Below are 24,558 nucleotides of genomic sequence, written 5' to 3' on the forward strand. Positions count from 1 at the left end.
AGCTGCTCCAGCGCGTGTGGGGCTACGACTACTTCGGCGACACCCGCCTGCTCGACGTCCACATCCGCCGCCTGCGCCGCAAGGTCGAACCCGACCCGGACGAGCCGAAGCTGATCCTGACCGTCCGCGGTTCGGGGTACCGGACGGGGCCGTGGGGCGCGGAGGCGTGACCACGCGGCGGCGCGGGCGCTAGTCGGCGCAGTGGCCGCACCGGTGTGGGCCGATCGCGCGGTCCCGTCCGCCCCACCCGGCGGCGACCGCGCGTTGCCACAGCAGGACCCACTCCTCGCGCGAGTCGCGCGCGTCGAAGTCCCGACCGCAGTTGTCGCAGATCAGGAGCAGGGCGACGGGATCACGCCCGGCGGGGATGGCGGTCACGGCGAGAGCGGTCGACTTCCTCGGCGGGGGGGGACGGGAGGCGGGTGTCGGCCGCGCCTTCGCGGCCGACACCCGGTCGTGCACCCGTGATGGTCTCGGGAGCCCCGCTCCACTGTGGCCCACGACGCCGCGGATCCACCTTGCGATCACCTTTCGATCGCCGGGCGACCGCGGCCGGGTCCACTGTGGAACCGGCCGGCGGGCGGGTGGTTCAGTCCCCGAACAGCAGCTCGGCCCACACGGTCGTGCTCTCCGCGAAGGACACCACGCCCCACTGGCCGGCCAGGGCGTCGACGAGGAGCAGCCCGGCGCCGGAGCGCCACGGCCCGACGTGGCGCACCGCGCCGTTGCGGACGCGGACGACGAGGGCGTCCGGGCGGCGGACCGGCGCCGGCTGGAGCACGTAGGGCGGCGCGCCGTACCGGCCGGCGTTGTCCAGCAGCTCGCCGACGACGGTCCCCACCAGCAGGGCGTCCTCGGCGGACCGGCCGCCCACGTGTTCCCGCAGCCACCGCTCGACCTCGGCCCGGGGCGGGGAGTCCCGGTCGTCCAGGACCAGCGTCGCGGTGTCGTCACGGGCGCTCATCGGCGCCGCTCAGCCACACCGGGACGGCCGGGGCGCGTGGGGAACGGCGAAGGCTCAAGGCACACGCGCGAGCATCCCACCGACCGGTCCCGGCGCACCTGACGATTGCCTTGCGGTCGCCCGGCGGTCCCGGTCGCGGTGCGCGACCGGACCCCGGCCGGCGTCCGGAACCGGCGCCCCGCACCCCTCACCACGTTGCGCGATGACCAAGTGAGACCCCCTCTGAACTCGGGGCGCCCGGTGCCATTGACATGTTTCGACGAGGTGACCGAAACTTTAGGTCGTCGACAGCCGTGATCTTCGATCGCCGTCGTCGCCTCCACCACCCCGCTCAAAGGAGAGCTCTGATGATCAGTTCGGGCCGCTTCAAGATCCGTTCGACGGTCGTCGTACTCGCGACGACGGCGCTCGCGGCCGCCGGAGCGATGGTGGCGGTCGCGAACACCGGTCCCGCCGGGGTGTCAGCCGGTGATGTGGGCGTCATGGCGGTGGAGGACGACGGGGCGGATTGCCCGGTGTCGTTGCCGGGGTCGACGGCGTCGAACTCGCGGTTGCCGGACCCGTTCACCAGGATCAACGGGCAGCGGATCACGTCGAAGTCGGACTGGCGGTGCCGGCGGGCGGAGATCCGCGAGCTGGCCGAGCGCTACGTCTACGGCGACAAGCCCGCCAAGCCCTCCAGCGTCACCGGCACCGTGACCAGCTCCGGCATCACCGTCAACGTCTCCCACAACGGCCGCAGCTCCAGCTTCTCCGCGAGCGTGCAGCTGCCCTCGGGCACCGGGCCGTTCCCGGCCGTGATCGTCTACGGCGGGTTCGGCGGCGACACCGCCACCATCCGCTCCTCGGGCGCGGCGGTGATCAGCTTCGACCCGTACTCCGTCGGCCGTGAGGGCACGCCGCGCAACAACAAGCAGGGCGCGTTCTACAGCATCTACGGCAACACCAGCCCCACCGGGTTGTTGATGGCGTGGGCGTGGGGCGTCAGCCGGATCATCGACGTCATCGAGTCCAACGGCGGCAACGTCCTGCGCACCGACATCGGCGTCACCGGCTGCTCCCGCTTCGGCAAGGGCGCCTTCGCCGCCGGCGTGTTCGACCAGCGCGTCGGGCTGACCATGCCGATCGAGTCCGGCACCGCGGGCTTGCCGATCCACCGCGGCGTCAACGCCGAAGGCGGACAGACCCTCTCCAGCGCCTACGGCGAACAACCCTGGTTCGGCGACGCCTTCGGCTCCTACACCGGCAACCCCAACACCCTGCCCATCGACACCCACTCCCTCGTCTCCATGATCGCCCCACGCGGCCTGCTCGTCATGGACAACCCCCACATCGCCAACCTCGGCCCCCGCTCCGCATCCGTCGCAGCCCTGGGCGGAGCCGAGGTCTACAAGGCGCTGGGCGCGGGCGGCAACCTGCTCTACCACTCCAACGTCTCCAACGGCACCCACTGCGCCAACCGGTCGGAGTGGACCGCCCCGCTCCAGCAGGCCATCGGCAGGTTCCTGCGCAACACCGGCAGCTTCACCGGCGGCGTGAACATGCACAGCAAGGCCACCGGCAACCTGTCGCAGTGGCGCGACTGGACCACCCCCACGCTGAGCGACGGCCCCGGCAGCACCACCACCACGACGACCACGACCACCACGGGCACCACCACCACCACCACGACTACGACGACCACGACGGACAACCCGCCCGTCGGCGCCTGCACGGCGTCGGTGTCGGTGAACCAGTGGAACGGCGGTTTCGTGGCCACGGTGAAGGTCACCGCGGGCGCGTCGCCGCTCACCGGCTGGTCGGTGGCCGTGACCCTGCCGTCGGGCGCGAGCGTCACGAACTCCTGGAACTCCACCAGGAGCGGCACCACCGGCGCGGTGCAGTTCGGCAACGTCAGCTTCAACGGCAACCTCGGCGCGGGCCAGTCGACCGAGTTCGGCTTCCAGGCCACCGGCAGCGGCTCGGGGTTGTCCCCCACCTGCTCGGCCGGGTAGCGCCGGCGCACGTCGGAGGTTCCCGGGCCCGGCGCGGGGGTTCGCCGCCCCCGCACCGGGTCCGTCCCGCTCCGTCGCGCTCCATGTCCTGGGCCCGGTGGTCAACCCCGCCGACCCCGGGCACCAGGTGGTCGGGGTCGCGGACGCGCGGATGGCGCCGGGCACCCGACCCGCCGGCGCGCCGGCGCCGCCCCCGTTCGAGGATGGGTGGCATGACGACCCACCGCGACACCAGGACCGTCCGGATCAGCGCGCCCGACCCCGGCGGCAGGCCCGTGTCCGTGCCGATCCACCAGACCGCGATCTTCGCCTTCGACGACCCGACCGACGTGGCCGCCGCGATGAGCGGGCCGACGGGCGACTTCTCCTACAGCGGCTACGGCAACCCCACCGTGCGGGCGTTCGAGGACGCCATCACCGGCCTGGAGGGCGGCGCGGCCGCGCTCGCGACCGGTTCGGGGTCGAGCGCGATGTCCTCGGTGCTGCTGGCGGCCCTGCGCCACGGCGACCACGTCATCGCGCAGAAGGCCCTCTACGGCGGCACCTACGCCGTGCTGCGGGAGCTGGCCTCGAACTGGGGCGTCGAGGTCACCTACGTCGACGCGGTCGACCCGGCGGAGCTGACCGCCGCCGTGCGGCCGAACTCGCGGGTGCTGCTCCTGGAGACCATCGCCAACCCGACCGGTCACGTGCCGGACCTGCCGGGGTTGCTCGGCGCGGCGCGGGAGGCGGGGCTGCTCGGCGTGGTGGACAACACCTTCGCCACGCCGCTGCTGTGCCGGCCGGTGGAGCACGGCGCGGACGTGGTCGTGCACTCCGCCACCAAGTACCTCGGCGGTCACCACGACGTGGTGGGCGGGGTCGCCGTCTTCGCCGACGCCGACCGCTACCGGCGGACGTGGGAGCGGGCCATCAAGTTCGGCACCGTCGCCGACCCGTTCGGCGCGTGGCTGGTGCTCCGGGGGATGAAGACCCTGGCGCTGCGGGTGCGCAGGCAGTGCGAGACGGCCGGGCGCTTGGCGGCCCTGCTGGCGGACCACCCGGCCGTGACCGCCGTGCACCACCCGGGCCTGCCGTCCCACCCGAGCCACGTCCGGGCGACCGCGCTGCTCGACGGGTACGGCGGCACGCTGGCGTTCGACCTGGCGGGCGGCGCGGAGGCGGCGCACGCGTTCATGGGCAGGTTGGAGCTGGTGCTCAACGCGGGGTCGCTGGGCGGCACCGAGACGGTGACCATGCACCCGGCCACCACGTCGCACCGCCACCTGGACGAGGCGGCGCTGGCGGCGGCGGGCATCAGCGCCGGCACGGTGCGGATCGCGTGCGGCATCGAGCACGCCGACGACCTCTGGGCGGACGTCGCGCAAGCCCTGCGGTGAGCCCACGCCACTTTCGTCACCCGACCGGTGCCCCTGTGTAACCGGCACGTCCGATCGGCCGATAGAGCCGGTGAGGGGACTGGGGGCTGTGATGGAAGGACCGGGCGCGAGGGCCGAGCGCGACGAGCGGGCGATGAACCGGGTGCTGCTGGCGCTGCTGGCGGTGGCGGTGACGAACGCCGCGGTGGCCGTGGTCGACGGGGTGCTGTGGGCGTGGTGGGTCGGCGGGCTCTGCCTGTCCGGCGCGCTGCTGGTCGGGTTGGTGGACTTCGGCGAACCGGCCGGGGCGGGGTCGCGCGCGCCCGTGGGCGAGAGGCGCCGCGAGACCGATTCGCCGACCGTGCGATAGCGGCCCGAAAAGCCGTTCGCCGGCATCGCGGGCTCGACGTGCGAACCGCGTGGCCGCCATTCCACGCGACCACGACCGACGAGGTCCGATTTGTCCGGGGAAGCCGGTGGGACGGCGCTCCCCGGCGGCCCGTCGCGGGGTCGTGCGGCGGGTACCGATTTGGGTGAATGTTAGGCCGTTCTCGCATGTCAACCGGGGTTCACTACGGTTTGTGCAGAAAAACAACTCCGATCATTACTCCGTTGTGCCAGAATTAGCCCGTTCGTGAGGGGCGAGGGGCCCACGAACTGACTCAGAGCAGTGACCTGAGTCACTTGCAAGATCGAGATGGATGATCGTCAGGGGAGGAAGATCGCCATGTCTACGACCACTGAAACCGAATTCCTGGGGGAAGAGATCCCGATCGACGCCGAAGCCCTGGCTTCGGGGGAGAAGCGGGAGCAGGAGATGCCCTCCGAGGGTGTCGTCCTCACCACCGAGTGCCTGAACGGCGGCTGCATCGACAAGAAGCCGTCGTCCTGACGCACTGGTTGTGACACCGCCCGCCGACCGGGTCTCCCGGTCGGCGGGCTTTCCCACGTCGTGTTCTGTGATGTGATGGACAGGTGCCGGCAATCGCATCCCCCGATGAGGTCGCGGTGATCCGCGAGGCGCGCGAGCTGCACCGGAGCGGGGTCGACGATTCGTGCGTCGGGCGACACCGCCAGGCGGTGCGCCAGCTGCGACGCGGTTTGAGCCTGATGAACGGGATCGACCCCGTCGACCCGGACGTCAGGGACGAGTGGCTGGTCACGCGGCTCCGGCTGTCCTCGGCCGTCGCGGCGTTGAAGGCCGAGACCAGGGGCCCGGTGGCGGCGCTCGCCGAACTGGCGAAGCTGCACCGGCTGGTCGACGACGTGGCGGACCCGCTCGTGGAGGCGGAGCTGCGGGGCAGCGTCGAGCACAACCGCGGCCTGCTGCTGCTCAACGCGGGGTTGATCGAGGACGCCATCTCCGTCCTCGGCGACGCGCTCAAGCACCGGGAACGGCGGATCGCGGCGGGCGGGCTCACGCCGGCGCTGGTCGACTCGATCGCCAAGACGTTGTGGAGCAGGGGAACCGCCCACACCCGCCTGGGGTCGCTCCACCAGGCGCGGCAGGACCTGATCAGGGCGGTCGAGCTGGCGACCGAGCACGGCCTGCCCGCCAGGGCGGCCGACGCGAGCTTCGCGCTGGGGCTGCTGGACCAGCGGATGGGCGACGTGCCCGCCGCGCTGCGGCGCTACGAGGAGTCCGAGCGCACCTACCGCGAGCACGACATCGACGTGCCGGTGCTGTTCGGCCTGCGCCGGACGCAGACCGCGCAGGCGCTGATGGACGCCGGCCTGGCGGACGAGGCGGGCACCCAGCTCGACGCCGTGCTGGCCGTGCTGCGGGCGGAGCACGGCACCCCGCAGGACCTGGCCAACGTGGAGCTGTACCGGGCCGTGTCCGCGTACCTGACCGGCGACCTGGACGTGGCCCGCGTGATGGCCACCTCCGCGCGGCAGCGGCTGCGGCGCGGCGGGTGCCGGACGTGCGCCACCGACGCGGCGCTCATCGTGCTGCGCTCCGAGGCCGCGGTGGCGCTGCGGTCGGGCCGCGTGCCCCGGTCGCTGCCGCGGCGGGCGCTGGACTTCGCCGACGAGCTGCCCGCGCCCCGGTTGGCCGAGCAGGCCGCGCTGGCGCGGATGCTGGCGGCGCGGCTGGAGGTCAGGCGCGGCGACGTCGACGCCGCCGAGGCGATCCTCGCCCTGGTGCCGCGGCCGGGCAGGCTCGCGCCGATCGACCACCGGATGCTGCGCCGCCTGTGCCGGGCCGAGCTGGCGGTGGCGCGGGGGAAGCGCGCGGCCGCGCTGGCCGAGATCAGGGCCGGGCTGACCGACCTGGACCACGTGCGCGACCGGATGGGCGGCCTGGAACTGCTGTCGGGGACCGCGCTGCACGGCCGGGAGCTGGCCGAGCTGGCCGTCAACCTGGTGCTGGCCGACGGCAACGCCCGGCGGCTGTTCGCCTGGCTGGAGCGGACCCGGGCGCAGACCTACCGCTACGAGCCGCTGACGGGCCTGGACAACCCCGAGCTGGCCGAGCGGATCGCCGAGGTGCGCAGCCTCACCCAGTCGATCCACCAGGCCGAGCACGACGGCCACCCGACCGGCGCGCTGCGCAGCCGCCGCGCCGAGCGCCTGCGCGAGGCGAACCGCCTCGGCTGGCACACCGGCCGGTGGGGCAGGCCGCGCCCGGTGGCCGGGCTGGCCGAGGTGATGGCGCAGCTGGGCGACCGCGCCCTGGTCAGCTACGCGTCGTCGGAGGACTCGCTGGTCGCGGTGGTCGTGGTGGCCTCCGGGGTCCGGCTGGCCCGGCTCGGTTCGGCGGAGACGGCCGCGGAGAGCGCCCGGATGCTGAACGCCGACCTGAACGCGGTCGCGCCGGACCACCTGCCGGAGGCGCTGGCGCGGGTGATGACGGCGTCGGCGCGCAAGCAGGCCGACCGGCTCGACGCGCAGCTGGTGCGGCCCCTGGCGGGGTTGATCGGCGACCGGGAGCTGGTGGTCGTGCCGACCGGCGCGCTGTACGCGGTGCCGTGGGGCGTGCTGCCGACGCTGCACGCGCGTCCCGCGGTGGTGGCGCCGTCGGCGACCGCGTGGCTGGCGGCGGACCGCGCCGAGCACCGCTCGGAGGAGCGGACGGTGCTGGTGCGGGGGCCGGGGCTGCCCGCGGCGGTCGGTGAGATCGACAAGCTGGGCGCGCACTACGGCACGGCCACGCTGATGTCCGAGGGGCGGGCCGCGGTGTCGGCGGTGCTGGCCGCGCTCGACGGCGCGGAGATCGCGCACCTGGCCGCGCACGGCGTGCACGAACCGGAGAACGCCCTGTTCTCCCGGCTCGAACTGAGCGACGGGCCGCTCTACGCGCACGAGATCACCGGCCTGTCCAGGCCGCCGCGGCAGGTGGTGCTGGCGGCGTGCGAGCTGGCGCTCAACCGCATCCGGCCCGGTGACGAGCCGCTGGGGTTCGCCAGCGCGCTGCTCGCCAGCGGGGCGCAGACGGTGATCGCGCCGCTGAGCCGGGTCGGTGACCAGGCGTGCGCCGCCGCCATGGACGACTACCACCGCCGCCTGGCCGCCGGTGCGCGCCCGGCGGTGGCGCTGGCCGACGCGATCGCGGTCGACCCGATGCGCCGCCCGTTCGTGTGCCTGGGCAGCGGGCGGGGCTGACCAGGACCTCCGGCCGAACCCCCGACCCGGCCCGCCCGCTGCCGCCCGGGCAGCACCCCCGCGCCCTCGGCACGTGACCGCCGCCGACCGGTCCTCGCCGGGGTCATCGTTGCGGGCGGATTCCCGCGGGTGCCGCCGGCCGCCGTGGACGCCGACCGGCCCTCACCGGGTTCGGCGTTGCGGCCGGCGAGCGCGACGCGCTACCATGGCGGCGTCCCGCGGATGTTGGCCATGCCTCCCGCAGGAAATCTCCTCAGGCGCGATCCCCGCCACTCGCGGCGCACCGCCTTCACCACCGGCTCCGTGCCCGCACGGAGCGCTCTGTCCGGGAAGGACACCACCCGATCATGACCGCAACCCTGTCCAGGCGAGAAGCGAGCCCGCTGTCCACTTCGGTCACCGGCGTCCTCGACGTCGCCGGCGCGACCGCCTCCCTCCGCACCCGCGGCTACCTGCCCGGCCCGGACGACGTGGTCGTGCCGCGGTCGGTCGTCGAGCGGTTCGACCTGCGCCGCGGCGACCTGGTGACCGGCGCGGCCACCGCGCCCGCCGGCCGGCGCGGGCAGCCGCGGCTGGCGCGGGTCGACGACGTGAACGGCCTGCCGCCGGGCGCGGTGGCGCGGCCCGCGTTCGCCGACCTGGTGCCGGTGCACCCCACCGAGCGGCTGCTGCTGGAGACCGAGCCCGAGGACCTGACCACGCGGGTGGTCGACCTGGTCATGCCCGTGGGCAAGGGCCAGCGGGCGCTGGTGGTGGCGCCGCCGAAGGCGGGCAAGACCTCGGTGCTGCGGGCGATCGCCCGCGGGATCGGCCGGAACCACCCCGAGTGCCACCTGATGCTGGTGCTCGTCGGCGAACGGCCCGAGGAGGTGACCGACCTGCGGCGCGGCGTGGCGGCCGAGGTGATCGCCTCGACGTTCGACCGCTCCCCCGCCGACCACACCGCGATCGCCGAGCTGGCCGTGGAGCGCGCCAAGCGGCTGGTCGAGCAGGGCCGCGACGTGGTGGTGCTGCTGGACTCGCTGACGAGGCTCGGCCGCGCCTACAACCTGGCCGCGCCGACCTCCGGGCGCGTCCTGACGGGCGGGATCGACTCGGGCGCGCTGCTGCCGCCCAAGCGCTTCCTCGGCGCGGCGCGCAACGTCGAGGGCGGCGGGTCGCTGACGATCATCGCCACCGCCCTGGTCGAGACCGGTTCGGTCGGTGACAACCTGATCTTCGAGGAGTTCAAGGCGACCGGCAACGCGGAGCTGAAGCTCGACCGCAAGCTCGCGGAGCGGCGGGTGTTCCCGGCCGTGGACGTGGAGCGGTCCGGCACGCGCCGCGACGAGCTGCTGATGTCGCCGCAGGAGCTGGCCGTCACCCACAGGCTGCGCCGGGCGCTCGACGGGCGCGAGGCCGACGCGCTGCTGGACGGCCTGCGCAAGACCCGCACCAACGCCGAGTTCCTCCTCCAGCTCGCCCGCGGGTGATCCGCCCGCACCGGGGGCCGAGGAGGCCCGCACTCCTCCGCACGGGGACCGCGAACCGGTGACGCCCGGAGCCGGTCGGACACCCCTGGCCCGTCGAACGTCCCGGGCCGGTCGGACACCCCGGTCCCGTCGAACACCCCGGACCGACCAGCCGCCCCGGTTCGGTCAGCCGCCCCGGCAGGTCCGGTGCCGGGTGATCCGGCAGACCTCGCGCACCTCGTCGTAGAACGAGTCCTCCACCGGCGCGTAGCCGTAGGCGTCGGCGTCGCCCAGCGGGCACTCGCCCTGGCAGAAGCCGTGGTCGCGCAGGTAGTCCGAGTTGGCCTTGTCCCGCAGCGCGGCCACCAGGTCGTCGCGCACCTCGTCCGGCAGGTCGTCCGACACCGCGATCGGCGCGCCCGGGATGATCCCGGACTCCCAGATCCGGGTGACGTCGCCGGCGCCGATCTGGCCGCGTTCCACCAGGTGCCGGTCCACCATCGCGTCGAAGGCGAACCCCACGTCGCACCGGCCGTTGACCACCGCCAGCACCGCCGCCTCGTGGCTGCCCGCGAACACCTGCCGCACGTCGGTGTCCGGGTTGATGCCCAGCCGGATCAGCTCCGCGCTCGGGTAGAGGTAGCCGGAGGTCGAGGCCTCGTCGACGTAGCAGACCGCGCGGCCGCGCACGTCCGCCAGCGACGTCACGCCGGACCCGGGTCGGGTCACGCCGTAGGCGCGGAAACCGGCCCGCTCGCCCTTCTCCTTCACCTGCGCCGCCACCGCGGTGATCGGCGCGCCGCGCTCCTTGGCCATCACGTAGGACAGCGGGCCGAACGCGGCGAAGTCGACCTCCCCGGTGCGCACGCCCTCGATCAGGCTGTCGTAGCTGGTCGCGTCCTGCATCCGGATCTCCCGGCCGGTCTCCTCGCGCAGCATGTCGACGGTCGTCCGGAACGCCTGGTGCAGCGTGATCGAGTTGCCGACGGGGTTGGCGGAGAACACCAGCGGCCCCGCCGCCGGCTCCGGCGGCGGAGCCGTGCCGCACGCCGAGGCCAGCAACACCAGCACGGCCGACGCGACCGCGGTCCTGCGGCGTCCCATCGCGATGTCCTCCTAGCAGGTGGGTCTGTGGTCGAGGTCCGGCACGTGCTGCCGCCACTCCTCCGGGTCGAGCCCGCCGCCGCTGATCGCGCACGCGCGCTCCACCACGTCGCCGAGGGGGGCGATGTCCCACAGCAGCGCCATCCCGTCCGAGCCCGCGGTGGCCAGCAGCGAACCGCCCGGTGAGAACGCCACCGAGTTCACCGCCCTGGCGTGGCCGACCAGGGGCCTGCCGAGGAGCCGCGGCCGGTTCGGGTCCGCGATGTCCCACAGCACCGTGCCGCCGTCGGCGTCACCGACCGCCACCACCAGGCCGTCCGGCGAGAACGCCAACGCCGTCACCGACGTGGTCCGCCCCGCCGACGGCCGGCCGAGCCGGCGGGGGTTCCCGACGTCGCCGACGTCCCACAGGATCGTGCCGCCGTCCGCGCCGCCCGTCGCCACGACCCGCCCGTCCGGCGAGAACGCCGCCGCCGTCACCGCGTTGCCGTGCCCGGTCAACGTCGCCAGCAGCCGGGGCGGGTCCTCGGCCTTGTCCCACAGCACCACGGAGTTGTCGCCACCCGCCGTGGCGTCCACGCTCCCCCGCACCGCCAGCGAGGTGAACGCCCGCTCCGCCACCCGGTCACGCCCCACCTGCCGCGGCCGCTCCGGGTCGCCGACGTCCCACCGCAACCGCACCCCGTCCGCGCCCGTGGTCACCGCCGTCGTCCCCTCGAACACCACCGACCGCACCAGCACGTCGTGACCGGTCAGCGGCGGGCCGACCTGCCGCGGCCGGTCCGCCGGCTCCCACAGGGCCGGATCGCCGGCCGCGCTCGTCGTGACCAGCGCGGCGCCGTCCGGGCGCGGCGACACCGAGGTCACCGGACCGCCGTGGCCCACCAGCGGCGCGCCCGACCTCGACGGCGCGTCCGGGTCCGACACGTCCCACAGCACCGCCGCGCCGTCGTCGCCGCCCGTGACCAGCAGGTCCGCGCCGTCGCCGCCGCCCGTCGCCGGCAGGTCCGCGCCGCGCACGAAAGCCACCGCCGACACCACACCGTGGTGACCGGCCAGCGGCTCGCCGCGCCGACGCCCCGAACCCACCTCCCACAGGTCCGCGGTGCCGTCCGACCGGCCGGTGACCAGCAGGTCCCGCCCGTGCGAGAACGCCAGCGACGACACCGCCCGCCCCGTGCCGTCCGCCAGCGGCTCGCCGCGCCGCACCGGCCGCACCGGGTCGACCACGTCCCACAGCACCGCGGTGCCGTCGTCGCTGCCGGTGGCCAGCACCCCGGCGGGCGAGAACGCCAGCGACGACACCCGGCTGCCGTGGTCGTCGAGCGTCGCCAACACCTCCGGGGCCGGCCCCGTCACACCCCACAGCGCCGTCGACCCGGTCGAACCGCCCACCGCCAGCACCCGCCCGTCCGGCGAGAACGCCAACGCCGTCACCGGCGCCCCGTGCACCACCCGCCGCACCAGGCGCGGCGCGTCCGGGACCGCCACGTCCCACAGCGCCACCTCACCACCGGACTCCGCCACCGCCAGCACCGAACCGGCGCCCGCCGGGAACGCCAACGCCGCCACCGACCGGTCGCCGCCCACCTCCAGCGGCGCGCCGAACCGGCGCGGGCGCAACGGGTCGGACAGGTCCCACAGCACCACCCCGGTCAGCGGACCACCGCCCACCGCCAGCACCCGGCCGTCCGGCGAGAACGCCGACATCGACCCGCCACCCGGCAACGCGCCCGCGTACCGGGTCGTGATCAGCGTGTTCACCAACCCCGCGTGCGTCTCCGGACCCGGCCGCAGGCGATGGGCCGCCAACCCCAGGCGCAACGCCAACCGCGGCGAACTGCCCCGCGCCGCCTCCGCCTGGGCCACCAGCGCACGCGCCGCCGCCGTGTCGCGCTCACCCCGCGCGACACCCCACTGCGCACCCGCCACCACCGACGCGCCCAACGCCAGCACCAGCAGCACCGACAGCACCAGCACACCCCGCCTGCGCCGCCGGTGCTCCCGCCGCCGCACCTCCTCCACCCGCAGCCGAGCCGCCTCCAGGAACTCCCGGGCCACCGGCTCCAACCCCACCAGCGGCGCCGCGTCACCCGCCGCACCGGACGGCAGGCCCAGCGCGGCCCGCGTCACCACCACCCGGTCGGCCTCCCACAGGTAGGCGTCCGACCGCCCCGCGGCCTCCCACTCCGCCGCCGCCCGCTCCGCCGACCACGCCGCCTGCAACGCCCGCGACCGCTCCGCCACCGCCCGGCGCAACGGCTCCCACGCGGTGAACAGCGCCTCGTGCGCCACCCCCACCCAGCCGTCGCCGCTCGCCGTCAACAACCGCCGGTCGACGAACACGCCCAACGCCACCCGCAGCGGGTCCGACAACCCCGCCAGGACCACCCGGCGCCACCCCCGGTGCCCCGGGCCCACCAACCGGACCAGGGCCGCCAGCACCTCCTCCGCCGACAACCCGCTGCGCGCCGCCGCCCGCTCCAGCGTCGCGTCGGCGTGCCGCGTCAACGCGCCGTCCACCCCGCCGAGGGACCGGTACCGGTCCACCGTCAACTCGTCGCCCCGCGAGCACCCCGACGCCAACCGCCGCAACGTGAACGCCAGCAGCGGCAACGCCTCACCGCTCCCGGTGTCCGCCACCAGCCTGCCCACCAGCTTCGGGTCGACGCCCAACCCCGCCACCCGCGCGGGCCCGGTGATGACCTCCCGCAGCACGTCGCGGTCCAGCGGGGCCAGCACGTAAGCCCCCACCGACACACCCGCCAGCGCCGGCAGCGCCCGCAGGTCGTCCAGGAACTCCGACCGCAACGTCGCCACCACCCGGACCGGCCCCTCCAGCGCCTCCCGCAGCAGCACCGCCACCGCCTCCCGTTCCCCCTCCGGGGCCCGGGTGAACAACTCCTCCGCCTGGTCGACCGCCACCAGCAGGCGACCACCACCGGACCGCGTGGCGACCAGGTCCTCCGCCACGCGCAGCAACCCGTCCTCCGCGTCCAACCGGTCCCGCACCTCGGCCACCGACCAGCCCAGCCCCTGCCGCGCCGCCCGCGCGGCCAGCACCACCGCCAGCTCCCGCCGCGGGTCGTCACCCGGCAACCACGGCGGCACGACCAACCAGTCGTGCTCCAGCTCCAACGACGGCAGCACACCCGCCCGCAGCAACGACGACTTGCCCGACCCCGACGGCCCCACCACCGCCAACAACCCGCCACGCGCGTCCGCGCGCAGCAAACCCGCCAGCTCCCGCCGCTCCTCGTCCCGGCCGAAGAACAGCTCGCTCAACGCCGACGTGAACGGCTCCAACCCCGGGAACGGGTTGTCACCGTCACGCCACCGCGTCCGGCCACCCGCCTCCACCTGCCGCAACGCCCGGTCGAGCCGCTCGCGCACCCCGCCCGCCGCGAACTCCGCGTACTGGAGGTGCTCCATCAACGGGTGCACCACACCCGCCGCCACCCGCAACGGCAACAACCGACAACCCAGCAGGTCCGCGATCCCCACCTCGGCGGCGCACCAGTTCGACGCCACGAACGCCTCGGTCACCACGCACAGCACCGCGTCCGACCGCCGCAGCTCCGCGTACAGGCGCTGCTTCCAGTCCTCCCCGACCGCGATCCCACCACCCAGGTGCGCCGCCAGGAACGGGTCGTGGCCATCAGCCGCCAACCAGTCCCGCACCTCCCGCGCGACCTCCAGGTCCGCGGTGGCGTGGCTGATGAAAACCCTCGCCACGTGCCTCCCCCCGGCATCGACCCCCCGACACGATGCTAGTGGGACGCCCGACACCCCCCGCGGGGTTTCCACCCCGGCGCGCCAACCGCGTTCCCGCGGTCCCCCGAGGTTCCCGGGCCGCCGGCCGACCACCGGCGGCCCGGACCCCTCACAGGTGCCGCTCGATCTCCGCCAACTCCGCCTCGTCGAACGACAGGTTCGACACCGCCGCCACGTTGTCCTCCAACTGGCCCACGCTCGACGCACCGACCAGCGCCGAGGTCACGTTGCGCAGCACCCACGCGATCGCCATCTGCGCCAACGTCTGACCACGCCGCTTCGCGACCCCGTCGAGCGCCCGGACCCGCGCCAGCGTCGCCTCGTCCAGGTTGCCCGCGTTGAGGAACGGCGACGAACCCGCCGCCCGCGAACCCTCCGGGACGCCACCCAGGTACCGGTCGGTCAGCACGCCCTGCGCCAACGGCGAGAACGCGATGCTGCCCACCCCCTCCTCACCCAGCACGTCCAGCAACCCGTCCTCGACCCACCGGTTGAACATCGAGTAGGACGGCTGGTGGATCAGCAGCGGCGTGCCCAGCTCGCGCAGCACCCGCGCCGCCTCCCGCGTCTGCTCCGCCGAGTAGTTCGAGATGCCCACGTACAGCGCCTTGCCCGAGCGCACGACGTGGTCCAGCGCGCCCATCGTCTCCTCGACCGGCGTGTCCGGGTCCGGCCGGTGGTGGTAGAACACGTCCACGTGGTCCAGGCCCAGGCGCGCCAGCGACCGGTCCAGCGAACCCACCACGTGCTTGCGCGACCCCCACTCGCCGTACGGGCCCTCCCACATCAGGTAACCCGCCTTGGTCGACACCAGGATCTCGTCCCGGTACGGCCGGAAGTCCTGCGCGAAGACCCGGCCGAAGTTCTCCTCGGCGCTGCCGGGCGGCGGACCGTAGTTGTTCGCCAGGTCGAAGTGGGTCACGCCCAGGTCGAACGCGCGGCGCAGGATCGTCCGCTGGCCGTCCAGGGACCTGTCGTGGCCGAAGTTGTGCCACAGGCCCAGCGACACGGCGGGCAGCTTCAGCCCGCTGCGCCCGGACCTGCGGTAGGGCATGGCTTCGTACCGCGCTTCAGCGGCCAGGTGGGTCACGGTTCTCCCTCGGGCTCACGGCGGTGCCTCCCGCCGTCGTCAAGTCGCCCAATTCTCGTCCACGCCCCACCGCCGCCCCGACCGGCCCGCCCGCGCCGCTCACCGCCCCGCCCGCGGCGTGTCGGACTTGATCGTCTTCATGGCGAAGCGGGACTGGAGCTTGGCCAACCCGGGTATCGCCATCAACCGCTGGGTCAGGAACCGCTCGTAGGTCGGCAGGTCCGCCACCGCGACCAGGGCGTGGTAATCCGGCGCGCCGAACATGCGACGCGCCTCGACGACCTCGTCGAACGACACCAGCACGGCCTCGAACCGCTCCACGGTGGACCGGGCCTGGTCCGCGAGTTCGAGGTCGACCTGCACCTCGAACCCGCGCCCGACGGCAGCGGGGTCCACGCGCGCGTGGTAACCGAGGACCACCCCGTCCTCCTCCAGCCGCCTGACCCTGCGCAGGCACGGCGACGGCGTCAACCCGACCCGGTCGGCCAACTCGGTGTTCGTCAAGCGGCAGTCACGACGCAGTTGGTCGATTATTGCGCGATCGATGCGATCCACAGCCCGATTATGCCAACAGTGGGCCGTTCGCCGGCAACAAAAGCAATCGGCTGCTCCGGCATCTGACCTACCTTCGTCGGCACCGACCGCGTGGAGACAGGGGTAGGACATGAGCACGACCAGCGAGCCCACCACGACACCGGCCACGGCTACGGCACCGGCCACCGCGCCCACCGGAACGCCCGCACCGTTCCCCGGGGTCAGCTCGCGGACCGGCGCCGAGGAGTTCTGGGCCACCGCGCGACGTCACCTGATCCGGTACTCCGGCAGCGACTTCACCCCGGCCGTCATCGAACGCGCCGCCGGGTCCGAGGTGTTCGACAGCGACGGGCGCGCGATCCTGGACTTCACCTCCGGCCAGATGAGCGCCCTGCTCGGCCACTCCCACCCGGCGGTCGTGGAGGCGGTCACCCGGTCGATCGCCACGCTGGACCACCTGTCCAGCTGGATGCTCAGCCGCCCCGTGGTCGACCTGGCCGCCGCGCTGTCCGCGACGTTGCCCGACCCGCTGGACAAGGTGCTGCTGCTCAGCACCGGGGGCGAGTCCAACGAGGCCGCCATCCGGATGGCCAAGCTCCACACCGGCGGCCACGAGATCGTCGCCTTCGACCAGTCCTACCACGGCGTCACCCACGCCTCCGGCGCGGCGACGTTCAGCGTCTCGCGCACCGGCTACGGCCCCGTGGCGCCGGGCAACATCGCCATCCCGACCCCCAACGCCTACCGCCCGCTGCTCACCCGCGACGGGGAGCACGACTGGCGGGCCGAACTCGACCACGCGTTCACCATGGTCGACCGGCAGTCCGTGGGCAGCCTCGCCGCCTTCATCGCCGAACCGATCCTGAGCACCGGCGGCGTCATCGAACCACCGCCCGGCTACTTCGCCGCGCTCAAGCGCAAGTGCGAGGAACGCGGCATGCTGCTGATCCTCGACGAGGCGCAGACCGGGCTGTGCCGCACCGGCGACTGGTACGCCTTCCAGCGCGACGGCGTGGTACCCGACATCCTCACCCTGTCCAAGACCCTCGGCGCCGGGCTGCCGGTGTCCGCCGTGATCACCAACGAGGAGGTCGAGCGGCGCTGCCACGACCGCGGCTACTACTTCGTCACCACCCACGTCTCCGACCCGCTGGCCGCGGCGGTCGGCCTGGCCGTCGTCACCGCCCTCGCCGAGAACGACTTCGACCGGGTCGCCCGCGACCGGGGCGAGCGGCTGCGTCGCGGGCTGCTGGAGTTGCGGTCCCGCCACGAGCACATCGGCGACGTCCGCGGCCGCGGGCTGTTGCAGGGCATCGAGCTGGTCACCGACCGCGCCGACAAGCACCCGGCCGAGCGGCTCGGGGCCGCGGTCACCGCAGCCTGCTTCGACCTGGGCCTGCACCTCAACATCGTCCAGTTCCCCGGCAGCGGCAGCGTCCTGCGCATGGCCCCGCCGCTGACCATCACCGACGCCGAACTCGACCGCGGCCTGGACATCCTCGACCAGGCGCTGACCACCGCCGCCCGGCGCGGTGCCGCCACCTGAATTTTATCAACACTGAAGATATAAAGATCACCGCAGGTCAAGGTGCCCGGCGAGGGGCGATCCGGTTACCGTGATCACCGAGCGCTCAGGGAGAGGACGACGTGGTGGTCGAGGAGCACGCGGTGGAGGACGGCGGCCCGTACGGGGTGACCGCGGGCCCGGACGGCGCGCTGTGGTTCACGCTGGTCCGCAGCGGGCGGATCGGGCGGTTCGCGCCGGGCGGCGGGGACACGGGCGGCGGGGACACGGGCGGCGGGGTGACCGGCAGCGGGGTCACGAGCTTCGCGCTGGCCCCGGACGCCGGTCCGACGGTCATCACCACCGGCCCGGACGGCGCCCTGTGGTTCACCGAGCACCGGGCCGACCGGATCGGGCGGATCACCACGGGCGGCGAGGTCTCGGGTTTCGCGCTGGCGCGCGGGTCCGGCCCCTACGGGATCACCGCCGGCCCGGACGGCGCGCTGTGGTTCACCGAGTCCGCCACCGACCGGATCGGCCGCGTCTCGGTCTCCGGCGAGGTGACCGGGTTCCCGCTGCCCGTGGCGGGCGGGTTCCCGGCCGCGATCACGGCGGGTCCCGACGGCGCGCTGTGGTTCACGCTCAACCAGGCGAACGCGATCGGCCGGATCACGACCGGGGGCGAGGTCGCCCTCCACCGACTGCCCACCCCGGGCGCCGCGCCGGTCGGGATCACGGCCGGGCCCGGCGGCGCGCTGTGGTTCGTCGAGATCGCCGCGGGCCAGGTCGGCCGGATCACGCCGGACGGCGAGGTGACCGAGTTCCCGCTGCCGGACCGGGCGGCCCGGCCGCACGCCATCACCGCGGTCGGCGGGGCGTGCTGGTTCACCGAGTGGGGCGCCAACCGGGTCGGCTCGATCACCGGGGCCGGGGTCGTCACCGCGCACGACCTGCCGACGCCCGGCTCCGAACCGCACGGCATCGCGGTCGGTCCGGACGGTGCGCTGTGGGTCGCCCTGGAGAGCGGCTCGCTGGCGCGCGTCCCGATCGGCTGAGCGGAGTGAAGATCACGGCACCTGGAGCAGCGCCATCTTGATTGGTTCGGACCACACTCCTCCGGACGAGTGGTTTCGGGCGTGACAACCGGCCCCCAGGCGTTACCTTCCCGGTGTGCAGCGGTTCGGTTGGCTCGTCGCCCTCGTGTTCCTCACCGGTCTCACCACGCCAGTCCAGGCGTCGGCGGCGGCGCGGGAGCCCCTCCGGTGCGCGACCGAATTGGACTGCACCGCGGCCGAGATCGACCTGATGACCATGGCCCAGCGGCTGGACTTCCTGCGCGCCCTCCAGAGCGGACCGGCGGCCGAGCTGGGCGCGTCCGACCGGTGGCGCAACATCGAAGGCGTGATCGCGTTCTTCCGGGACCGCGGCCTCGGCGCGCCCGGCACCTGGGTGTCGCACGTGGACGCGGCCATCCTGGAGGGGGTCGAGCGCGGGATCGCCATCGCCCTCGGCCGCTCCACCGACGGGTTCGGCAACCCCGGTTCGGCGCGCTGGGCCGCCTACCTGACCGCGTTGAGCCGCGGCGAGCTGACCACCCGCGACGCGCACGACCGGGCGTGGGGCGAGGCCGAGCAGGCGTCCACCGAGCACGGCGTCGCGCTCGCCGAGCGGGTGCACGGCCTGCGGCCCACCACAGTGGAGCGCCGCTTCTTCCAGTTCTCCGAGCTGTACCGGTGGACGCTGCGCAACCGCCCGGTGGCGCAGGACCTGCTGCTCCTCTACGGCGTGCTGGTGCACCCGCAGCTGGCGGTGGGGCGGGTGTCGTTCCTGGACTGGTTCACCGACGTGAGCGAGTCGGCACCGTCCTACAAGGGCTGCGCGATCGCCTACTCCTACGCCAGGCTCGACCCGATCTCCGGGACCATCGGCACCGTGGAGCTGCTCCTGCTCTACCTGCCCGAGCTGTTCGGGGAGTTCCGCGCCACCCGGTGACGGCCGCGCCTACGTCCGGCGTTCGCCCAGGCGCACGACCACGACGCCGAGCAGGGTGAGCGCGCCGCCGACGAGCTGGACGGGGCGCGGCTGCTGGCCGAGCAGCAGCCAGGCGAACAGCAGCGCCATCAGCACCTCGGTCAGCGCCACGAACGAGGCCAGGCGCGCGCCCAGGCGGCGGGTCGCCGCGATGCCGGCGACGTAGGCGAGGGCGGCGGTCACCACGCCGAGCAGCAGCACGGGCACCCACCAGGGCGCGGTGAAGCCGTCGAACGCGACCGGGCGGGTGGTCGTGGTGAACGGGAGGACGCCGACCGCGCCCGCCAGCAGCAGCACCAGGCCGCCGAGCAGGAGGCCGCCCGCGGCGAGCACGGTGCCGGGCAGACCGCCCTCCTCCCGCGCCGACAGGACGAAGTAGACGGCCGCGCCGAGCATGGCCCCCAATGCCCACAGGACGCCGGGGACGTTCACGGCCGCGCCCGAGACCAGGTCGAGCACGAGCACCAGGCCCAGGACGGCCGGCACCGCGCCGAGGGCGGTCAACGCGCTGGGGCGCTGGCGGTGGCGCAGCCAGAGCCACAGCACCACGGCGACCGGGGCGGTGTACTCGACCAGCAGCGCCACGCCGACGTCCATGCGGGCCACCGCGTTGAAGTAGGCCAGCTGGCACCCGGCGACGGCGACCAGGCCGTACCCCGCGATCACCGGCGCGTTGTCGCGCAGCAGGCGCCACCGGCCGCGCAGCTGGACCACCGCGACGGGCAGGAGCACGACCGCCGCCAGCAGCACCCGGACGGCCACCGCCGCCGCCGAGGACCAGCCCGCCTCCATCAGCCCCCGGCCCAGCGGTCCGGACAGGCCGAACGACGACGCGGACACCAGCGCCAGGCCGAGCCCGGCCCCCAGTCGGCCGTTCACCCGGTTGTCATGAGTCATCAAGGCCATGGCGCATGACGCTATGGATGGAGGAGTAATCTGTCAACATGGTCTTCACCCATGACACGACCGCGTCGCTCCTCGCGGCGGTCGAGCTGGTGAACACGGCGGTGGAGCCGGACACGCTGACCGTCGCGTGGCTCGACGCGTTCTACGCCCGGCACCGCTACACCGGGTCGCGCGCCGGCGACGCGCGCGAGCTGGACGCGGTCCGCGCCCTCCGCGCCCTGCTGCGCGAGCTGCTGACCAGCGACCGGGACACGGCGGTCGAGCTGGTCAACGAGGTGCTGGCCGCGCACCGGGCGGTGCCGAGGCTGGTGCGGCACGACGGGCTCGACTACCACATCCACGTCGTCCACCCGGACACGCCGCTGGCCGACCGGATCGCCGCCGAGACCGCCATGGCGATGATCGACGTGATCCGGGCGGACGAGATGAGCAGGCTGTCGGTGTGCTCGGACGAGGCGTGCGACGGCCTCGTGCTCGACCTGTCGCGCAACCGCTCGCGCCGCTATTGCAGCACGACGTGCGGCAACCGGATCGCGGTGGCGGCCTACCGCGCCAGGAGGAGGTAGGCGGGGAGGGCCCCTGCCCGGTCCTGGCTGTCCTGCCCCGCCCGCCTGTCCTGACTGCCCAGGTCAGCCGCCCTGCTCCGCCCGCTCGCCCTGCCCCGCCCTCCTGCCCTGACTGCGTTGATCAGCCTGCCTGCCCTGGTCAGCCGCTCCGCCCTGGTCAGTGGTCGTTCGCGACCGCCGCGGTCTCCTCCAGCCGGCGCTCGTCCAGCGGCGACCCGGGGAACCTGGCCAGCCTGCGCAGCGGGATGGCCCGCACCATCCGACCCGCCTCCGGGTCGGTGAGCACGGCGTCGGTGCCCGTGCCGGCGATGACCTCGCGCAGCCGCGCGGCCGCCCAGGGGTGGGCCGGCCACTGCTCGGCCGTCGAGTCCGCCGACAGGGGCGGCACGACCGCCTCGCCCGCCAGTTCCAGCACGGCGCGCAGGCGGACGTCCCGGGACGACGCGCCCACCTCGACCGCGAAGGCGCCGGGCTCGACGACCCAGCGGCGCAGCGCGGTGTGCCAGTAGGAGAAGGCGCGGGAGTCGAGCGCCAGGCGCACGCGGGCGGACTCCCCCGGCGTGAGGTCGACCTTCGCGAACGCCTTCAGCTCGCGCTCCGGCCGGAACACCGAGGCCTCCCGGTCCGACACGTACGCCTGGACGACCTCCGCGCCGCGGCGGTCACCCGTGTTGGTGACGGTCAAGGACACCGTCGCGGTGTTCCCCTCGGCCTCCACCTCCAGGTCGCGGTAGTCGAACGACGTGTAGGACAGGCCGTGGCCGAACGGGTAGGCGACCGGGAGCGCGTGGGCGTCGTACCAGCGGTAGCCGATGAGCAGGCCCTCGCCGTAGCGGACCACGTCGTGCTCGCCGGGGAAGTTGCCCACGGTCGGGTTGTCCGCCAGGGCGACCGGCACGGTCTCGGCGAGCTTGCCGGACGGGTTCACCGCGCCCAGCAGCAGGTCCGCGATCGCGCCGCCGCCCGCCTGGCCCGGCAGCCACGCCTCCAGCAGGGCGCCGGCGTGGCGCTGCCACGGCTCGACCTCCACCACCGACCCGTTCGAGAGCACCACCGCGACCTGCTCGGCGGCGCCCGCCACGGCCTCCAGGACGGCGACCTGCTCCGGCGGCAGGCTCAGGTGGTCGCGGTCGTAGCCCTCGGACTCCCACGAGTCGGGCAGGCCGAGGAACACCGCGGCGACCGCGCCGCGGGCGGTCTCCACCGCCTCGGCCAGCAGGGCGGCGGTGTCGCCGGAGCCGTCGAGGGTGAAGCCGGGGGCGAACGCGACCTCGCGCCCGACGGCGGCCCGGAGCGCGGTCGGGGCGTCCTCCACGCGGGTGGGCGTGACCTGCGACGACCCGCCGCCCTGGAAGCGCGGGGTGCGGGCGAACTCGCCGATCACGGCGAGCGGGACGTCGCCCGCCGGGTCGAGCGGCAGCACGCCGTCGTTCTTCAGCAGCACCGCGGACGCCGCCGCGGCCTCGCGGGCCGGCGCGTGGTGGGCGGCCTCGTCGCAGGTCTGCCCCTCGCCGAGGGCGGGCCGCGCCTTGGCGACGAGGCCGAGGACGCGCGTCACCGCGCGGTCGACGTCGGCCTCGTCGAGCGTCCCGGCGTCGAGGGCGGCGAGCACCGCGTCCCGCCCGACACCGCCCGACGAGGGCATCTCCAGGTCGAGCCCCGCGGCCAGGGCCTTGTCGCGGTCGTGGACGGCTCCCCAGTCGGAGACCACCACGCCGTCGAAGCCCCACTCGTCGCGCAGCACCTCGGTGAGCAGCCACCGGTGCTGGGAGGCGAACTCGCCGTTGACCCGGTTGTAGGCGCACATGACCGTCCACGGCCGGGCCTTGGTCACCACGCGCTCGAACGCGGGCAGGTAGACCTCGCGCAACGTCCGCTCGTCCACCTCCGCGGACACCGACATGCGCGCGGTCTCCTGGTTGTTGGCCGCGAAGTGCTTGACCGACGTGCCCACGCCCCGGGCCTGCACCCCCTCGACCAGGGCCGCGCCCAGCTCACCCGCCAGCAGCGGGTCCTCGGAGAAGTACTCGAAGTTCCGCCCGCACAGCGGCGACCGCTTCATGTTCACGCCGGGCCCGAGCACGACCGAGACGCCGAGCGACCGCGCCTCCTCGCCCAGCGCCTCCCCGAGGCGCCGCAGCAGGTCGACGTCCCGCGAGCACGCGGTGGCCGCCGCGACCGGGTAGGCGACGGACGGGGTCGCGCCGAGCAGGCCGAGGTGGTCGGCGTCCTCCGGCCGGCTGCGCAGGCCGTGCGGCCCGTCGGACAGCATGATCCGCCCGATGCCCAGCCTCGGCACGGCCCTCGTCCGCCAGAAGTCGGAGCCGTCGAGCAGGTCGACCTTCTCCTCGCGGGTGAGCGCGGGGACGGGCCGGGAGGGGCGGTGTCGTTCACCCTCCAACGAGTACCACGTGCCCGCGCCGATCGCGCGACCCGCGAGCCGGGTTCACGGTCGGGTGAGGCAGCGCAGGGCGACGTGGGCGACGGGCAGGTACGGGAGGACGACCGGCGCCGGACCGCGCACGGTCAGCCAGGTGCCGCCGTCCGGGTCGACGCCGTGTCGCAGGGTCAGCCGCAGGGGGCCGAGCCGGGCTCGCCAGGCCCAGGTGCGGGCGGTGTCGTCCACGTCGGTGACGGTGAAGCGGACGCGCACGCCGAGCGGGCCCCGGACCACGCCGGTCACGCCGGGCGCGAGGCGCGGCGCCGACGCCTCGACGCCGGTGATCTGCGGCGCCCACCCCGGCCAGAGGTCGATCCGGGCGTACCGCTCCCAGACCACCTCGGCGGACGCTCGGCCCGGTGCCCGTGTGCTGACTTCCACGGTCGCCATGGTCGTCGATGCGGGCAAGGACCGCGCGGCGAACCCGGCTGATCCCCATCGTGCCCGACCACCTCCGACCGGCCCGGCCAACTCCGGGCCGACTCCAGCCGCCCCCGCCAACCCCGGCCGGCCCTCCCACCACTCCAGCCACCCCGGCCACCTCCACCCCCTGGCTGCCCTCGGTCCCCCCGACCCGCGGCAGGTCAGTCGCCGCGTCCCGCCGCCCTCAGCACCACCCGCACCCCGTCCCGCAGCGACGTGAGCCGTTCGACCGCGGGCGGCGTGGCGACCTCCGCCCAGCCCGCGCCCGCGACCGCCACCACCGCGTCGGAGCCGTTCACCAGCTCGTCCAGCGGCACCCCGCGGGCCAGGTCGTCGCGGTGCGCCCAGACCACCACGGCGGCGGGGCGGATCTTGTCCACCGCGGCCAGCAGCGCGCGGGCCGGGAGGCGGGCGCCGAGGTTGCGCCACGTCGAGTCGCGTTCGGACAGCGCCGCGCCCAGCGCCTCCAGCGGCAGGGTGTGCTGCTCGTCCGGCGCGCACGCCAGCAGCGCGGCGGTCCTGCCGCCCTCGGCGGGCAGCGGGACGCCGCGCAGGGCGTGCAGGACCGCGGCGCTGGTGACGTGCTCGACCTCGACACCCGCGCCCCGCGCGGCGGCCCGCCTGCCCAGTTCGGCCAGGGTGGGTGTGAAGACGTGCTGCCAGGCGGCGACGACGCCGTGCTCGGCGACGAGCGTGCCGGCCAGGTCCCTCATCAGCGGCTCGTCGAGCCGGCCGGCGGCCGCCACGACGCCGCGGCGCGCGTCGCGGGCCGCTCGGGGAAGCGGCGGGGGGGGGGCCGGGGGGGGGGGGGGG

At 74.5% G+C, this 24,558-nt stretch carries 21 protein-coding genes; 11 read left to right on the top strand and 10 right to left on the bottom strand.

Annotated features, from left to right (window positions below):
* The coding region (locus ABD223_RS42695) for a winged helix-turn-helix domain-containing protein (RefSeq protein ID WP_344043998.1) at positions 1–170 on the top strand (170 nt) is incomplete at its 5' end.
* Between the two features lie 19 nt (positions 171–189).
* Here ABD223_RS42695 and ABD223_RS42700 read toward each other — a convergent pair.
* Together ABD223_RS42700 and ABD223_RS42705 are read right to left on the bottom strand one after the other, a co-directional pair.
* Positions 190–378: a hypothetical protein gene (locus tag ABD223_RS42700; RefSeq protein ID WP_344043959.1), complete on the bottom strand. Its 189-nt coding sequence runs from the start codon at positions 376–378 to the stop codon at positions 190–192.
* A 211-nt stretch (positions 379–589) separates the two neighbouring features.
* Positions 590–964: a hypothetical protein gene (locus ABD223_RS42705; protein ID WP_344043961.1), complete on the bottom strand. Its 375-nt coding sequence runs from the start codon at positions 962–964 to the stop codon at positions 590–592.
* Between the two features lie 347 nt (positions 965–1,311).
* Here ABD223_RS42705 and ABD223_RS42710 point away from each other — a divergent pair, with 347 nt between their 5' ends.
* The 6 genes from ABD223_RS42710 to rho all read left to right on the top strand — a co-directional run bounded on the left by ABD223_RS42710 (position 1,312) and on the right by rho (position 9,394).
* Entirely contained in the window at positions 1,312–2,958 is a 1,647-nt protein-coding gene (locus ABD223_RS42710) for a glucuronyl esterase domain-containing protein (protein ID WP_344043964.1), read from the top strand.
* Positions 2,959–3,170: 212 nt separating this feature from the next.
* Complete coding sequence (locus tag ABD223_RS42715; protein WP_344043966.1) at positions 3,171–4,337, top strand: trans-sulfuration enzyme family protein; 1,167 nt, start codon at positions 3,171–3,173, stop codon at positions 4,335–4,337.
* Positions 4,338–4,425: 88 nt separating this feature from the next.
* Positions 4,426–4,686 carry a hypothetical protein gene (locus ABD223_RS42720; RefSeq protein WP_344043968.1) on the top strand — a complete coding sequence of 87 codons (261 nt, stop codon included), beginning with the start codon at positions 4,426–4,428 and terminating at the stop codon, positions 4,684–4,686.
* 357 nt (positions 4,687–5,043) lie between these two features.
* Complete coding sequence (locus tag ABD223_RS42725) at positions 5,044–5,208, top strand: hypothetical protein (protein WP_344043970.1); 165 nt, start codon at positions 5,044–5,046, stop codon at positions 5,206–5,208.
* A 218-nt stretch (positions 5,209–5,426) separates the two neighbouring features.
* A complete protein-coding gene (locus tag ABD223_RS42730; protein ID WP_344043972.1) occupies positions 5,427–7,922 on the top strand; it encodes a CHAT domain-containing protein in 2,496 nt (831 codons plus the stop codon).
* 347 nt (positions 7,923–8,269) lie between these two features.
* Positions 8,270–9,394 (top strand): transcription termination factor Rho, encoded by a 1,125-nt coding sequence (gene rho, locus ABD223_RS42735; RefSeq protein WP_380648951.1) that lies wholly within the window; start codon positions 8,270–8,272, stop codon positions 9,392–9,394.
* A 165-nt stretch (positions 9,395–9,559) separates the two neighbouring features.
* Here the strand turns inward: rho and ABD223_RS42740 are convergent, their stop codons facing one another.
* From ABD223_RS42740 to ABD223_RS42755, 4 genes are all read right to left on the bottom strand, one after another.
* Positions 9,560–10,477 carry a phosphate/phosphite/phosphonate ABC transporter substrate-binding protein gene (locus tag ABD223_RS42740; protein WP_344043974.1) on the bottom strand — a complete coding sequence of 306 codons (918 nt, stop codon included), beginning with the start codon at positions 10,475–10,477 and terminating at the stop codon, positions 9,560–9,562.
* Positions 10,478–10,489: 12 nt separating this feature from the next.
* Complete coding sequence (locus tag ABD223_RS42745) at positions 10,490–14,212, bottom strand: nSTAND1 domain-containing NTPase (RefSeq protein ID WP_344043976.1); 3,723 nt, start codon at positions 14,210–14,212, stop codon at positions 10,490–10,492.
* Between the two features lie 148 nt (positions 14,213–14,360).
* Positions 14,361–15,341, bottom strand: coding sequence for an L-glyceraldehyde 3-phosphate reductase (mgrA, locus tag ABD223_RS42750; protein ID WP_344043978.1), 981 nt, complete (start codon positions 15,339–15,341; stop codon positions 14,361–14,363).
* Between the two features lie 99 nt (positions 15,342–15,440).
* The gene (locus ABD223_RS42755) at positions 15,441–15,896 is read right to left on the bottom strand and encodes an Lrp/AsnC family transcriptional regulator (RefSeq protein WP_344043980.1); all 456 of its coding nucleotides are present in this window, start codon (positions 15,894–15,896) and stop codon (positions 15,441–15,443) included.
* Positions 15,897–16,005: 109 nt separating this feature from the next.
* On the opposite strand from ABD223_RS42755, the gene ABD223_RS42760 reads away from it, so the two are divergent.
* From ABD223_RS42760 to ABD223_RS42770, 3 genes are all read left to right on the top strand, one after another.
* Positions 16,006–17,421 (top strand): aspartate aminotransferase family protein, encoded by a 1,416-nt coding sequence (locus ABD223_RS42760; protein WP_344043982.1) that lies wholly within the window; start codon positions 16,006–16,008, stop codon positions 17,419–17,421.
* Positions 17,422–17,522: 101 nt separating this feature from the next.
* Positions 17,523–18,434 (top strand): Vgb family protein, encoded by a 912-nt coding sequence (locus ABD223_RS42765; RefSeq protein WP_344043984.1) that lies wholly within the window; start codon positions 17,523–17,525, stop codon positions 18,432–18,434.
* Between the two features lie 115 nt (positions 18,435–18,549).
* Positions 18,550–19,371, top strand: coding sequence for a hypothetical protein (locus tag ABD223_RS42770; RefSeq protein WP_344043986.1), 822 nt, complete (start codon positions 18,550–18,552; stop codon positions 19,369–19,371).
* Positions 19,372–19,380: 9 nt separating this feature from the next.
* On the opposite strand, the gene ABD223_RS42775 is transcribed toward ABD223_RS42770, so the two are convergent.
* Positions 19,381–20,307 carry an EamA family transporter gene (locus ABD223_RS42775; RefSeq protein ID WP_344043988.1) on the bottom strand — a complete coding sequence of 309 codons (927 nt, stop codon included), beginning with the start codon at positions 20,305–20,307 and terminating at the stop codon, positions 19,381–19,383.
* A 47-nt stretch (positions 20,308–20,354) separates the two neighbouring features.
* On the opposite strand from ABD223_RS42775, the gene ABD223_RS42780 reads away from it, so the two are divergent.
* Complete coding sequence (locus ABD223_RS42780; protein ID WP_344043990.1) at positions 20,355–20,882, top strand: CGNR zinc finger domain-containing protein; 528 nt, start codon at positions 20,355–20,357, stop codon at positions 20,880–20,882.
* Positions 20,883–21,039: 157 nt separating this feature from the next.
* On the opposite strand, the gene ABD223_RS42785 is transcribed toward ABD223_RS42780, so the two are convergent.
* From ABD223_RS42785 to ABD223_RS42795, 3 genes are all read right to left on the bottom strand, one after another.
* Positions 21,040–23,283 (bottom strand): glycoside hydrolase family 3 C-terminal domain-containing protein, encoded by a 2,244-nt coding sequence (locus ABD223_RS42785; RefSeq protein WP_344043992.1) that lies wholly within the window; start codon positions 23,281–23,283, stop codon positions 21,040–21,042.
* Between the two features lie 45 nt (positions 23,284–23,328).
* Positions 23,329–23,703, bottom strand: a complete 375-nt coding sequence (locus ABD223_RS42790; RefSeq protein ID WP_344043994.1) for an SRPBCC family protein — start codon at positions 23,701–23,703, stop codon at positions 23,329–23,331.
* Between the two features lie 203 nt (positions 23,704–23,906).
* On the bottom strand, positions 23,907–24,558 hold a 652-nt coding region (locus ABD223_RS42795), incomplete at its 5' end, for a MerR family transcriptional regulator (protein WP_344043996.1).

It is taken from the genome of Saccharothrix xinjiangensis, from assembly GCF_039527585.1.
In the GTDB taxonomy this organism is placed as follows: Bacteria; Actinomycetota; Actinomycetes; order Mycobacteriales; family Pseudonocardiaceae; genus Actinosynnema; species Actinosynnema xinjiangensis.